We start from the raw sequence: 12,449 nt of genomic DNA on the forward strand, positions 1-12,449 counted from the left end.
ATAGCACTCGCAGAGGCCATGTCGTTCCGGACGGACAGGTTTGGTGGCGCAGAATTGGTGCCCTTCCGAAGGAGGGTGCCGAGCGCCGCCGCCTCCGAAAACCGGTTGCCGGTTCTGATCGTCCTGCACCAGGAATCCTCGACACCCGGCCGCGTCGGCAATGCGCTGCGCGCGCTCGGCCATCGCCTGGACATCCGCCGTCCCCGCTTCGGCGATCCCCTGCCCGAAACCCTCGATCAGCATGCCGGCGCCGTGTTCTTCGGTGGTCCGATGAGCGCCAACGATCCCGACGACTACATTCGCCGCGAGATCGACTGGATCGAAATTCCGCTTCGCGAACAGCGGCCGTTCCTCGGCATCTGCCTGGGCGCGCAGATGCTGGCGATGCAGCTCGGGGCCCGCGTCGCGCCGCATGCGGAGGCGCTGACCCAGATCGGCTATTACCCGATTCGCCCGACGGCGGCGGGACACGCGCTATGCCCGCACTGGCCGGCGCAGGTCTATCACTGGCACCGCGAGGGGTTCACGTTGCCCGTCGGTGCCGATCTGCTGGCGGAAGGCGATGACTTTCCGATTCAGGCCTATCGCGCCGGCAATGCCTTCGGCGTGCAGTTTCATCCTGACGTGACCTACGCGATGATGCATTGCTGGACCACGCGCGGCTATGACGGCCTGAGCGCACCCGGCGCGCGCGAGCGGCATCATCACTTTGCGGATCGTGCCGTGTATGACGCGGCGGAACGCGCCTGGCTCGACCATTTCATCGACGGCTGGCTGGCGCGCCGGCCGGTGCTGGCGCAAGCCGCCGAGTAACCTGCGCCGCCTTCGCGCAGGTCCTTGGCGCAAGTTCTTCTCTCATCCCTGGATATGCTAGGCTCGTTCCTAACGAGCGCGCGCAAACGCGTGCCGGCAGATCAAGGGAGAGCGCCGTGGCCTATGAACACATTCTCTATGAGGTGAGCGACAAGATCGCGACCATCACGCTCAATCGCCCCGATCGCATGAATGCCTGGACGCCGATCATGGAGCGCGACGTGCGTCATGCGATGGAAGCGTCAAGCGCCGACGACAACGTCCGCGTCATCGTGCTCACCGGCGCGGGCCGCGCCTTCTGCGCCGGCGCTGACATGGATGCGCTGAAGGGGCTCGATCCCGATGACGTCAGACGCGCCTCGAACCTGCCGCCGTTCGACATGAATCGCCGGCCCGACTGGCAGACGCGCTACGGCTTCTATCCGTCGATCAAGAAGCCCGTCATCGCCATGCTCAACGGCGCGACCGCCGGCATCGGTCTCGTCCATGCGCTCTATTGCGACCTGCGCTTTGCCGCCGACAACACCGTGTTCACAACGGCGTTCGCGCGGCGCGGCCTGATCGCCGAGCACGGCATCAGCTGGATGCTGCCGCGCATCGTCGGCCACGCCAATGCGATGGACCTGTTGCTTTCGGCGCGCCGCGTTTCGAGCGAGGAATCGCTGCGGATCGGACTGGTGAACCGGCTCTGCTCGCCCGACAAGCTGCGCGAGGAGACCTACGCCTATGCGCGCGACCTCGCCGATTTCGTCTCGCCGAGTGCGATGGCCGTGATCAAGCGCCAGCTCTACGAGGTCCCGTTCCAGACGCTGGCGGAAGCGACGATCGAAGCCAACAGGGAGATGATGGTGGCGCTGAACGGGAGTGATTTCAGGGAGGGGGTCGCGAGCTTCATGGAGAAACGGCCGCCGCGGTTTACGGGGAGGTAGGGGGCGATCTGGGGGAAAAGTCCGCCGTCGCCCTTCGGGCTATGGCGGGACAGCCTTCGCTCACTTCGCTACGAGAGAGCAGGGCTGGCTTGCCTAGCCGAAGCTCGCGAAGCGAGCGAAGGCTGGTGGAGCCAGGCGGGATCGAACCGCCGACCTCGTCATTGCGAACGACGCGCTCTCCCAGCTGAGCTATGGCCCCTTTGCTGGCCGCTCTGGTAAACGCGGCCGACAACCGGGCGCCATTTAAGTCCCTGCCAAGGTCAAGTCAAGGACGGGCGTAACCCGGTTTTAGCCATTTCGGTGCCCGAACTTCCCTTGTTTGGGCCGGGGGGAACCGATATCTAGCAAAAGGCGTCACTCCCGACCGAAGCCAGAAATTTCCCAAAAGCCAGAGGCCTCATAAGCCATGCGTGCCGTTCTCGACATCGTCATCATCGTGCTCGACCTCTACGTCTGGCTGCTGATCGCCTCCGCGATCCTGTCCTGGCTGATCGCCTTCAACGTCGTGAACACGCGCAACCAATTCGTGTCAGCGGTGGCGGAGTTCCTGTACCGGATCACCGAGCCGCTGCTGGCGCCGATTCGCAATTTCCTGCCCAGCCTAGGCGGCCTCGACATCTCGCCGATCATCCTGATCCTGATCATCATGTTCATCGAGCGGGTGATCCTGTACTACATCTACCCGAACGTGATCTGAGCAGGCTGGAGCGCCTTGGTCGCGAAAGAGGCTGGCAAGGAACCCTGGCGTTACTCGGCCTCGGGAATCAGCATCGCGCTGCGGGTGACGCCGCGCGGCGGCCGCGACGACATCGACGGGATCGAGCAATTGGCCGACGGGCGCAACGTGCTCAAGGTGCGGGTGCGCGCCATTGCCGATGGCGGCGAGGCCAACAAGGCCGTTTTGCTCCTGCTCGCGAAATCGCTCGGGGTGTCCAAAGCCAGCGTAAAACTGCTATCCGGAGCCACGTCGCGGCTGAAGCAGATCGCGGTCGACGGCGATCCGGTGCGGCTGGGTGAAGCCCTGCGCCAGCTCGTCCAAGCCAAAGCGGCAGACAAATCGACAGACTGAGGAACTGACATGACCGCCAAGATCATTGATGGAAAAGTCATCGCCGCGGAACTCCGCGCCCGCGTCGCCGACGAGGTTGCCCGGGTCAAGCGCGAGCACAATCTGGTGCCGGGCCTTGCGGTGGTGCTGGTCGGCAACGACGCCGCCAGCGAGGTCTATGTCCGCTCCAAGCACACCCAGACGCAAGCCGCCGGCATGGCCTCGTTCGAGCACAGGCTGCCGGCCGACGTGTCGCAAGCAGATCTGCTGGCGCTCGTCGCAAAGCTCAACCGCGATCCCGCCGTGCACGGCATTCTCGTGCAATTGCCGCTGCCAAAGGGGCTGAACACCGAGGCCGTCATCAACGCCATCGATCCCGCCAAGGATGTCGACGGCCTGCATCCGAGCAATGCCGGCCGGCTCGCCGGCGGCCTCGAGGCGCTGTCGCCCTGCACGCCGCTCGGTTGCATCATTTTGACCAAAAGCGTGCATGCTTCGCTCGAAGGCATGAATGCCATCGTGCTCGGTCGCTCCAACCTGGTTGGCCGCCCGCTGGTGCAATTGCTGCTGAACGAGAACGCCACGGTGACGATCGCGCATTCGCGCTCGCGCGATCTGCCCGGGCTCGTCAAGCGCGCCGACCTCGTCTATGCCGCCGTCGGCAAGCCTGAGATGGTGCGCGCGGACTGGCTGAAGCCGGGCGCGACCGTGATCGATGTCGGCATCAATCGCATCCCGAAGGAGGACGGCAAGACGCGCCTCGTCGGTGATGTCGCCTATCAGGAAGCGCTTGGCGTGGCCGGTGCCATCACGCCGGTGCCGGGTGGTGTCGGCCAGATGACGGTGGCGTGTCTCCTGGTGAATACGCTGCGCGCTGCGTGCGCGATTGCAGGGCTGCCGAAGCCGGCGGTGTAGCCGATCGTCGTTCCGGGGCGCACGAAGTGCGAACCCGGAACCTCGAGATTCTCAGGTGCGCAATTGCGCACCGTAGTTCGATGCTGACGCATCGCCCCGGAATGACGATCAGCCCCTCTTCTTCTTCTCGCGCTCGATGCCCTCGAGGATCAGCTTGTGCGCCTCCTCCGGGCCGCCCCAGCGCAGGATCTTCACCCACTTGCCCTTCTCGAGATCCTTGTAGTGCTCGAAGAAGTGCTGGATCTGCTGCAGCGTGATGTCGGGCAGGTCGGAGTACGACTTCACCTTGTCGTAGCGCTGCGTCAGCTTCGACGACGGCACCGCCAGGATCTTCTCGTCGCCGCCGGCTTCGTCCTCCATGAACAGCACGCCGACCGGGCGCACGCTCATGACGGCGCCGGGGATGATGGCGCGGGTGTTGATGATCAGCACGTCGCAGGGGTCGCCGTCGTCGGACAGCGTGTGCGGGATGAAGCCGTAGTTACCGGGGTAACGCATCGGCGTGTACAGGAAGCGGTCGACCACCAGCGTGCCGGCCTCCTTGTCCATCTCGTACTTGATCGGTTCGCCGCCCACGGGGACTTCGATGATGACGTTGACGTCGTGGGGGACGTTTTTTCCGATCGAGACCGCATCGATACGCATTCAAGGCTCCGTTGTTGCCGAGGTTAAATCGCGCCCGGCAGCGATTTTGGCGCTGTCATACGCGGGCTTGGCCCGCCAATCCATCGTGTTTTTTTGAAATAATGAATCCAGCGATCACCGGCGCAAGCGGCGGGCGGTATCGAAGGAAGGAAAGCGCTGCCGGCCGGACTTCAGCAGCTCAATTGGTCCAAGCGAAGGCAACCTTGTCGAGCGACTTCGGCCCGAACCGCTCCGAGGAGCGCGCCACCATGCGGCCGCCCAACGCACGGTAGAACTCGGTTGCCGGATCGTTGTCCGAGAGCGCCCACACCACCATGCTCTTCAGGCCGCTCTGCATCAGGTCGCGGCGGGCGGCGGCGAACAGCCTGCGGCCGAAGCCGAGGCCCTGAAACTCGGGACGCAGATAGAGCTCGTAGATCTCGCCGTCGAAGTGCAGGCTGCGCGCGCGGTTGCGGCCGTAATTGGCATAGCCCGCGATCTTGTCGCCGAACACCAGCACACTGACGCGGCTGCCCTTGCGAATCGCGCTGTCCCACCATTGCGGACCGCGGCGGTTGATCAGCTTCTCCAGCTCGGCGCCGGGAATGATGCCCTGATAGGCCGAACGCCAGGCTTCGTCATGGGTCGACGCCACCGCAGTTGCATCTGCGGCTTTGGCCGGCCGGACCTCGATCAGGGTTGTGCTCATGGACGCGATCAAATCAAGTCGCCGCGCCGGCGGCAAGACCTATCGTTAATTATCGGTTAACCTGTGGACTTTCTGCATCAGTATTATGGCCATGTTGTACCGAAAGAGGACAAGCCGCTGCCTTGAACGGCAGCCCCCTGCCACGCGTCGGTGCAAAACTGCGTCGCGGCAACCAATGAACGGCAATGGCAGCGCAGAAAGTCCGCCCGGAATGATTCGTTCCTACTAGTCTGGCAGTCGCTGTCCGTGCTCGCCTTTGGCCATTCATGCGGCTCTTCAACATCCTTGCGCTTCTGCCTCTGCTGGCCCTGGTGACCGCGTCGCCCCTGTGCGCTCAGGTCACGTTCGGTGCATCGGGTGCGGAAGGCGAGCCATTTCGTCGGCAGGAGTGGCGTGTGCCCTCGCCGGACGCCGGCATCGCTGCGCACGCGCTGCTGTTTCGGCCCGCTGGCGCCGGTCCGTTCCGGCTTGCGGTCATCGCGCACGCTTCGACGCAGAACACGTTGCGTCGTGCGCAGATGCCGCAACCGGAGTATCGCGTGCTCGCAGCGTTCCTCGTCTCGCGCGGATTTGCCGTGCTGGTGCCGGAGCGGCTCGGCCATGGTGCGACCGGCGGGCGCTATGTCGAGGACCAGGGTGGTTGCGACGAGGCGGACTATCTGCACTCCGGCCGCGCGACGGCCGAAGAAATCTCGCTCGCGCTGGACCATTTGCGCAAGCAGGATTTCATCCGCAAGGATGCCGCGATCGTGATCGGCCATTCCGCCGGTGGATGGGGCGCGCTGGCGTTTGCCAATGCCGATCCAAAGGCGATTTCCGCCATCATCGCGTTTGCGCCCGGGCGCGGCGGCCACGCCAATGACGAGCCGAGCCGGATCTGTGCGCCAGATGCGCTTCTGGCGGCGGCGACCGAATTCGGCAAGGCGGCGCGGATTCCCGTCACATGGTTCGTCGCAAGCAATGACAGCTATTTTGCGCCGGCATTCTCGAAATCGTTGGCGGATGCCTTTCGCAGCGCCGGCGGCAAAGTCGATTTCCGCGCATTGCCGGCGGTCGGCACCGAGGGGCACTGGATGATCGAGACCGAAGCCGGCGTGAAAGCCGCTGGCATCGAACTCGAACGTACGCTGAACCAGCCGAAACCAATGGCGACCAAGAAACCATGACGCTGTATTTCCTGGTCAAATTCTTCCATGTGCTCGGCGCCATCGTCATTCTCGGCACCGGGACCGGCATCGCCTTCTTCATGCTGATGGCGCATCGCACGCAGGATGCGGAGTTCGTCGCACGCACCGCTTCGGTCGTGGTGATCGCGGATGCGATCTTCACGCTGTCGGCCGTGGTTCTCCAGCCGGTCAGCGGCGGCGTGCTGATGATGCTCTCCGCGACGTCGATCACGGAGCGCTGGCTGCTGGCCTCACTCGCGCTCTATGCCATTGCCGGCTTGTTCTGGGTGCCGGTCGTCTTCATGCAGATCGAGATGCGCGATCTCGCGCGCAAGGCTGCCGATCAGCGCACGGCGCTGCCGGAACGCTATTTCGTGCTATTCCGCCGCTGGTTCGCGTTCGGCTTCCCCGGCTTCGGTGCGACGATGCTGATCCTCTGGCTGATGGTCGCAAAGCCGTTTTGAGGGACGCGATGACCCGAAAAACCATCTTGGTGCTCGGCGCCTCCGGCCTGATCGGCCGCTTCGTCACCGATGATCTGCGTGCGCGGGGTTTTCGCGTGATCGGTGTCGCCCGCAGCCTGTCGCCGGCGCAGAGGATGAGCGCGCTGGATCTCGAATTGCCGATCCTCTCGCTCGATGCGGCGGCGCTGAAACGGCTCCTGAGCGAGCATTCCGTCGATCTCGTCGTGAACTGCCTCGGCGTGCTCCAGGATGGTCCGGGTCGCAACACGGGCGCCGTGCATCGCGATTTCGTCGCGCGGCTGCTTCAGGCCGTCGCCGGCAGCGGCCGTGCGGTCCGGCTGGTCCACATCTCGATTCCCGGCACCGCTGATGCCGATCGGACGGCCTTTGCGACGACCAAGCGCGAGGCCGAACGGCTGATCGCGGCATCAGGCATTCCCTATGCCATCCTGCGCCCCGGCTTCGTGGTCGCACCGTCCGCCTATGGCGGCAGTGCGATGCTCCGCGCGCTCGCTGCCTTTCCGCTGGACCCGCCGGAAAAGGAGATGGCGACGCCATTTCAGCCCGTTGCGGTCGAGGATATCTCGGCCACCATCGCCTGGCTGGCCGCGCGCGACATCGACGATGCCTCCGTCGAAGCCGTGGCTTGGGACCTGATGCAGGTTGAGCCGGCTACCATGGCTGGCGTCATCAAGCAGTTTCGCCTCGCATTCGGCACAGCCGGCTGGCCGCGCCTCCCAATGCCGACCTTCATGCTCGGCCTCGGGGCAAAGATCGGCGATTTCGCCAGTTATCTCGGCTGGATGCCGCCGATGCGCTCCACTGCCATTGCCGAGCTCCGCCGCGGCGTGATGGGCGATCCGTCCGCCTGGATCGCTGCGACAGGCATCACGCCGAAGACGCTGGCTGAGACGATCGGACGCCACCCCGCCACCATCCAGGACAAATGGTTCGCGCGGCTGTTCCTTGCGAAGGCGCTGATCTTCGCGAGCCTGGTCGCGTTCTGGATCGTCTCCGGCTTCATCGCGCTGTTCGTGTCCCATCGCGCCGCCGCCGGCATCTTGAGCACGCACAACTTTCCGCCCGCGCTGGTCGATCCCATCACCATCGGCACCAGCCTGATGGACATGAGCATCGGCGTGCTGATTGCCTTCCGCCGCACGGCGGCCGTAGGCTTGGTCGCGGGCATTTTGGCCTCGCTCGGCTACATGTTCGGCGCGGCGATTCTCACGCCCGACCTCTGGATCGAGCCGCTCGGCGCGCTGGTGAAGACCGGACCAGCCATCGTACTGATGCTGGTGGCACTGCTTATGCTGGATAACCGATAGCGTTTTCGCGCGAAGTGGATTCCGGGTCGCGTGAAGAAAACGCGTCAAGAAGAGAAGCTGATGAGCAAATGGCCGGACGATGACGTCATCCTGTTCGACGGCGTCTGCATCTTCTGCTCACGCTGGGTGCGCTTCGTCGCCAGGCGCGATACGGCGAAGCGATTTCGCTTCACGCCGATCCAGTCGGATTACGGGGCGCGCTTGGCGCGCACGTTCGGCATCGATCCGGATGATCCTGATACCAACGCGGTGGTCCATGGCGGCGAAGTGTTCATGAAGTCGGATGCTGCGCTGACGGTGTTGTCACAGCTCCCCGGCTGGGGCTGGGTGCGCGCATTGTTCGTCGTGCCAAAGCCGCTGCGGGACCCCGTCTACAACCTCATCGCGCGCAACCGCTATCGCATCTTCGGGAAGTATGATGCCTGCTTCGTGCCTGATGCGGATTTGCGGGCGCGGGTGATCGAGTAGTTCGTCATTGCGAGCGTAGCGGCACCCGCAAATTCGGTGTCGTCCCGGCGGAGGCCGGGACCCATAACCACAGGGCGCAGTTTGGCGAAGACTGGAAGTAAAGGGATCAATCCGCGGTACGAGCACCGTGGTTCATTGAGAAATCACGCGGTATGGGTCCCGGCCTTCGCCGGGACGACGCTGGAGTATGACGCCGCATCGACGGCGTTCAGTCAGTGCTTATCCATTGCCGCCAGCACTTCCTTCGCCGCCCGCTCGCCACTATCCCGCGCGCCATGCGCCGTCGTGAAGAAGGTGGGCGACGTCGCTTCGCCTGCGAAGAACAATCGCCCATCCACCGGCGCAGCCAGTACGGCACGATCGCCCGCATGCCCTGGCAGCGCATGCGAATAGGATCCTCGCGCATAGGGATCACGGGCCCAGCGCGACTCGTACAGCGGCTTCAGCTTGCGGCGGATATCGTTGCCGAGGAAGCCCGCGATCTCGTCGATGCTGTGCGCGGCGATGGCGCCTTCGCCGGCGTCTTCAAGGTCGCGCGCAAAGCTGCCGCCGAAAAAGCCTTCGATGCAGGGCTGGCCGAACGGGCGGATGTGGTAAGTGCCCATCTCCGTGCGCATGGTGGCGCCGCGCAAATTGCCTTCTTTTGGAAAAGCTTCGGCATCACTCAGCGCCAGCGTCACCTTGTCGTCGACGCCGAGCGGCAGGCCGGCCGCGGCATCGACCTTGGCGGGGAGTGGCGGCGAGAAGCGGATCGCCTCATCGGCGATCAGATTTGTCGGGACGGTGACGATCACCTTGCTGGCATCCAGTGTGCCCCGCGACGTCTCGATGCGGATGCGCTTGCCCGAATGATCGATCAGCGTGACGCTGCAGTTCAGCGCCACCGGGCAGGGCGCACCATAGGCCGTAACAAGCGAGCCATAGCCGCGACGGACGCGCCAATTGAGGTTCGTGTCCTCATAGGCGTCCCAGTCCAGCGTGGACATGTCCTTCAGTTCGCAGCCGTTGATATAGGTCGAGATCGCGTCGATCATCGGATTCCAGCGATTGCCCGGCTCCAGACTCAGGCTCGCGGGCTCGTCCTTGCCCTTCTGTGCCGCCTGCCAGAGACGTTCATAGAACGCATCCATCGCGCGCATGAAATCGTCGCGCTCGCTTTGCGGAAAGGCATTGCCGAAGGCGCGCTCGCGCCAGGGCGGCAGGTCCTTGTTGAGTTCGAAACCGAGCTGTTTGGCGATTTCGACGAAGGAGTTTTTGTCCGCCGAATGCAGCCAGCCGCAGCCGACGTCGAAGGTCACGTCAGGCGAGGCCTGGACGGTCCAGGCCCGGCCGCCGAGCCGGTCGCGAGCCTCCAGCACGATTACCGAGAGACCGGAGCCGTGCAGCGCATGCGCTGCGCCGAGGCCGGCGGCACCGGCGCCGATGATCGCGACGTCGACGGAGGAGGGCAGGGAGGTCATGGGCGGGCTCTAGCACGTTCGTGAAGAGTGCTGAAGCCGCCACGCGCACAACTGTCATCGCTCGGCATGACCGGGCGACCAGTATTCCAGAGACGGTCGTTGTAGAGCCGAGAAGCCGCGGCGTACTGGATTCCCCGCCTTCGCGGGGAATGACAGCGAGCGAGAGCGGTGGCCTTACGCCACCGCTTCCTTGGCCTTTTCCGCGCGCTTGCGCTCGTTCGGATCGAGGTGCTTCTTGCGCAGGCGGATCGACTTCGGGGTGACCTCGACGAGCTCGTCGTCCTCGATATAGGCGAGCGCCTTTTCCAGGGTCATGCGGATCGGCGGGGTCAGGCGCACGGCTTCGTCCTTCGAGGTCGTGCGGATGTTGGTAAGCTGCTTACCCTTGAGCACGTTGATCTCGAGATCGTTGTCGCGGGTGTGCTCGCCGACGATCATGCCCTTGTAGACCTTCCAGCCCGGCTCGATCATCATCGGGCCGCGGTCTTCCAGCTTGAACATGGCGTAGGCCACCGCTTCGCCCTGGTCGTTGGAGATCAGGACGCCGTTGCGGCGGCCCTGGATCTCGCCCTTGTACGGCGCATAGCCGTGGAACAGGCGGTTCATGATCGCGGTGCCGCGGGTGTCGGTGAGCAGCTCGCCCTGATAGCCGATCAGGCCGCGGGTCGGCGCGTAGAACACCAGGCGCTGACGGTTGCCGCCGGACGGCTTCATCTCGATCAGCTCGGACTTGCGCTCGCTCATCTTCTGCACGACGACGCCGGAATGCTCCTCGTCGACGTCGATCACGACTTCCTCGATCGGCTCCATGGTGGCGCCGGTCGCTTCGTCCTTCTGGAACACGACGCGCGGGCGCGACACCGAGAGCTCAAAACCTTCGCGGCGCATGGTCTCGATCAGGATCGCGAGCTGCAGTTCGCCGCGGCCCGACACTTCCATCGCGTCCTTGTCGGCGGCTTCGACGACGCGCAGCGCGACATTGCCCTCGGCTTCGCGCAAGAGACGGTCGCGGATCATGCGGCTCGTCACCTTGTCGCCTTCGGTGCCGGCGAGCGGGGAGTTGTTGACGATGAACGACATCGACACGGTCGGCGGATCGATCGGCTGTGCCGGCAGCGGCACTTCGACGGTCGGATCGCAGAAGGTGTCGGCGACGGTGCCCTTGGTCAGGCCCGCAATCGCGACGATGTCGCCGGCTTCAGCTTCCTCGAGCGGGGTGCGCTCGAGACCGCGGAAGGCCAGGATCTTGGTGATGCGCCCGGACTCGACCAGCTTGCCGTCGGCGTTCAGCACCTTGACCTGCTGGTTCGGCTTCAGCGTGCCGGACGAGATGCGGCCGGTGATGATGCGGCCGAGATAGGGGTTGGCCTCGAGGATCGTGCCGATCATCTTGAACGGGCCTTCCTCGACCTTCGGCGGCGCGACGTGGCGCAGGACCAGGTCGAACAGCGGCTCCATGCCCTTGTCTTGCGGGCCTTCAGGGCTATCGGCCATCCAGCCTTGCTTGGCCGACCCGTACAGGATCGGGAAGTCGAGCTGCTCCTCGCTGGCATCGAGCGCCGCGAACAGGTCGAACACCTCGTTGATGACCTCGGTCGGGCGCGCGTCGGGGCGGTCGACCTTGTTGATGACGACGATCGGCTTGAGGCCGACCTTGAGCGCCTTGGAGACCACGAATTTGGTCTGCGGCAGCGGGCCTTCGGCTGCGTCGACCAGCACCAGGGCGCCATCCACCATGTTCAGGATGCGCTCGACCTCGCCGCCGAAATCGGCGTGGCCGGGGGTGTCGACGATGTTGATGCGGGTGTCCTTCCACTGCACCGAGGCCGCCTTGGCCAGGATGGTGATGCCGCGCTCACGCTCCAGGTCGTTGGAGTCCATGGCGCGATCGGTCACCTTCTGGTTCTCGCGGAACGTGCCGGACTGCTGGAGAAGTTTGTCGACCAGGGTCGTCTTGCCGTGGTCGACGTGGGCGATGATGGCGACGTTACGAAGGTTCATGTGTGAGCTTCTTTGCGGTCGAACAATGGGTTAAGCGCGATCTCGCCGGCCAGACCGGGACCTCTTCACGGACAACGCTGGAAACGTGGAAAACGGGGCCTGCTTCGCCCAAAAAGGAAGCCCGGTCAGCTCGACCGGGCACCCTACGCGTTTGCGGCGCAATATATGCAAAAACCGCCAAAAAACAATGTGTTCTTTGGCCCTTGGTTGACTGAATTTTGTCCGGGAATTCCCGGGGCTTAAGGCTGGGTTCCGGGGTGGGCGGGGGCCTTTCGCCCCTTGATCGCCGCCCAGATCAGGACAACGCCTCCGATGCCGACGACCACGCCCAGAAAGACCAGCGGGGCGATGTCGGACTCGATCCGGCCGCTCTCGGATATCGAGATTCCGCCGAACAGGACTGCGCAGAGGCCCGGCAGCAGCAGGATGATGCCTGAGACCACCATGAGCGCAGTCAGGCAGCCGCTGCGCGCCTGATGGGCCGTTGGAATGGGGGGGAGGTTAGGCCGTGGCGTATCGCTCAA

14 protein-coding genes and 1 tRNA gene are annotated in these 12,449 nt (G+C 64.4%); 9 read left to right on the forward strand and 6 right to left on the reverse strand.

The genetic code is table 11. The annotated features are described in order from the left end of the window. The first annotated feature begins 18 nt into the window (after positions 1–18). Together JQ592_RS23715 and JQ592_RS23720 are read left to right on the forward strand one after the other, a co-directional pair. Entirely contained in the window at positions 19–813 is a 795-nt protein-coding gene (locus JQ592_RS23715; RefSeq protein ID WP_211405197.1) for a glutamine amidotransferase, read from the forward strand. A 116-nt stretch (positions 814–929) separates the two neighbouring features. Then, positions 930–1,742, forward strand: coding sequence for an enoyl-CoA hydratase (locus tag JQ592_RS23720; protein WP_211405198.1), 813 nt, complete (start codon positions 930–932; stop codon positions 1,740–1,742). A gap of 123 nt (positions 1,743–1,865) precedes the next feature. Here JQ592_RS23720 and JQ592_RS23725 read toward each other — a convergent pair. Further along, positions 1,866–1,941 (reverse strand) — tRNA-Ala (locus JQ592_RS23725). Positions 1,942–2,148: 207 nt separating this feature from the next. Between JQ592_RS23725 and JQ592_RS23730 the strand changes: the two genes are divergently transcribed. The 3 genes from JQ592_RS23730 to folD are packed head-to-tail and all read left to right on the forward strand — an operon-like array spanning position 2,149 to position 3,705. Continuing rightward, positions 2,149–2,439: a YggT family protein gene (locus tag JQ592_RS23730; RefSeq protein ID WP_018645113.1), complete on the forward strand. Its 291-nt coding sequence runs from the start codon at positions 2,149–2,151 to the stop codon at positions 2,437–2,439. 15 nt (positions 2,440–2,454) lie between these two features. Then, positions 2,455–2,811: a DUF167 domain-containing protein gene (locus tag JQ592_RS23735; RefSeq protein WP_211405199.1), complete on the forward strand. Its 357-nt coding sequence runs from the start codon at positions 2,455–2,457 to the stop codon at positions 2,809–2,811. Positions 2,812–2,820: 9 nt separating this feature from the next. Then, positions 2,821–3,705, forward strand: a complete 885-nt coding sequence (gene folD, locus JQ592_RS23740; RefSeq protein ID WP_211405200.1) for a bifunctional methylenetetrahydrofolate dehydrogenase/methenyltetrahydrofolate cyclohydrolase FolD — start codon at positions 2,821–2,823, stop codon at positions 3,703–3,705. 108 nt (positions 3,706–3,813) lie between these two features. Here folD and ppa read toward each other — a convergent pair whose 3' ends face one another. Both ppa and JQ592_RS23750 read right to left on the reverse strand, forming a co-directional pair. Beyond that, positions 3,814–4,350, reverse strand: a complete 537-nt coding sequence (ppa, locus tag JQ592_RS23745) for an inorganic diphosphatase (protein ID WP_211405201.1) — start codon at positions 4,348–4,350, stop codon at positions 3,814–3,816. Positions 4,351–4,528: 178 nt separating this feature from the next. Then, a complete protein-coding gene (locus JQ592_RS23750) occupies positions 4,529–5,038 on the reverse strand; it encodes a GNAT family N-acetyltransferase (protein WP_008136728.1) in 510 nt (169 codons plus the stop codon). Between the two features lie 266 nt (positions 5,039–5,304). Here JQ592_RS23750 and JQ592_RS23755 point away from each other — a divergent pair, with 266 nt between their 5' ends. From JQ592_RS23755 to JQ592_RS23770, 4 genes are read left to right on the forward strand one after another with little or no spacing between them, the layout of a single operon-like run. Then, positions 5,305–6,204: an alpha/beta hydrolase family protein gene (locus tag JQ592_RS23755; RefSeq protein WP_211405202.1), complete on the forward strand. Its 900-nt coding sequence runs from the start codon at positions 5,305–5,307 to the stop codon at positions 6,202–6,204. After that, positions 6,201–6,668 carry a DUF2269 family protein gene (locus JQ592_RS23760; RefSeq protein WP_211405203.1) on the forward strand — a complete coding sequence of 156 codons (468 nt, stop codon included), beginning with the start codon at positions 6,201–6,203 and terminating at the stop codon, positions 6,666–6,668. The genes JQ592_RS23755 and JQ592_RS23760 overlap by 4 nt, the downstream gene beginning before the upstream one ends. A gap of 8 nt (positions 6,669–6,676) precedes the next feature. Then, entirely contained in the window at positions 6,677–7,996 is a 1,320-nt protein-coding gene (locus JQ592_RS23765) for an SDR family oxidoreductase (protein WP_211405204.1), read from the forward strand. Positions 7,997–8,056: 60 nt separating this feature from the next. Continuing rightward, positions 8,057–8,464, forward strand: coding sequence for a thiol-disulfide oxidoreductase DCC family protein (locus JQ592_RS23770; protein WP_211405205.1), 408 nt, complete (start codon positions 8,057–8,059; stop codon positions 8,462–8,464). Positions 8,465–8,676: 212 nt separating this feature from the next. Here JQ592_RS23770 and JQ592_RS23775 read toward each other — a convergent pair whose 3' ends face one another. The 3 genes from JQ592_RS23775 to JQ592_RS23785 form a co-directional block, all read right to left on the reverse strand. Continuing rightward, entirely contained in the window at positions 8,677–9,924 is a 1,248-nt protein-coding gene (locus JQ592_RS23775) for a flavin monoamine oxidase family protein (protein ID WP_211405206.1), read from the reverse strand. Positions 9,925–10,098: 174 nt separating this feature from the next. Continuing rightward, positions 10,099–11,925 (reverse strand): translational GTPase TypA, encoded by a 1,827-nt coding sequence (gene typA, locus JQ592_RS23780; RefSeq protein WP_211405207.1) that lies wholly within the window; start codon positions 11,923–11,925, stop codon positions 10,099–10,101. Positions 11,926–12,164: 239 nt separating this feature from the next. Then, on the reverse strand, positions 12,165–12,449 hold the full coding sequence (locus tag JQ592_RS23785; RefSeq protein WP_211405208.1) for a hypothetical protein: 285 nt from the start codon (positions 12,447–12,449) through the stop codon (positions 12,165–12,167).

This window comes from Bradyrhizobium iriomotense (assembly GCF_018129405.1).
GTDB classification, from domain to species: domain Bacteria; phylum Pseudomonadota; class Alphaproteobacteria; order Rhizobiales; family Xanthobacteraceae; genus Bradyrhizobium; species Bradyrhizobium iriomotense_B.

Excerpts from the sequence above, each read along its gene's own strand:
- JQ592_RS23715 (WP_211405197.1), top strand. The coding sequence starts at position 19 with ATGTCGTTCCGGACGGACAGGTTTGGTGGCGCAGAATTGGTGCCCTTC.
- JQ592_RS23730 (WP_018645113.1), top strand. The coding sequence starts at position 2,149 with ATGCGTGCCGTTCTCGACATCGTCATCATCGTGCTCGACCTCTACGTC.
- folD (WP_211405200.1), top strand. The coding sequence starts at position 2,821 with ATGACCGCCAAGATCATTGATGGAAAAGTCATCGCCGCGGAACTCCGC.
- ppa (WP_211405201.1), bottom strand. The coding sequence starts at position 4,350 with ATGCGTATCGATGCGGTCTCGATCGGAAAAAACGTCCCCCACGACGTC.
- JQ592_RS23750 (WP_008136728.1), bottom strand. The coding sequence starts at position 5,038 with ATGAGCACAACCCTGATCGAGGTCCGGCCGGCCAAAGCCGCAGATGCA.
- JQ592_RS23755 (WP_211405202.1), top strand. The coding sequence starts at position 5,305 with ATGCGGCTCTTCAACATCCTTGCGCTTCTGCCTCTGCTGGCCCTGGTG.
- JQ592_RS23760 (WP_211405203.1), top strand. The coding sequence starts at position 6,201 with ATGACGCTGTATTTCCTGGTCAAATTCTTCCATGTGCTCGGCGCCATC.
- JQ592_RS23765 (WP_211405204.1), top strand. The coding sequence starts at position 6,677 with ATGACCCGAAAAACCATCTTGGTGCTCGGCGCCTCCGGCCTGATCGGC.
- JQ592_RS23770 (WP_211405205.1), top strand. The coding sequence starts at position 8,057 with ATGAGCAAATGGCCGGACGATGACGTCATCCTGTTCGACGGCGTCTGC.
- JQ592_RS23775 (WP_211405206.1), bottom strand. The coding sequence starts at position 9,924 with ATGACCTCCCTGCCCTCCTCCGTCGACGTCGCGATCATCGGCGCCGGT.
- typA (WP_211405207.1), bottom strand. The coding sequence starts at position 11,925 with ATGAACCTTCGTAACGTCGCCATCATCGCCCACGTCGACCACGGCAAG.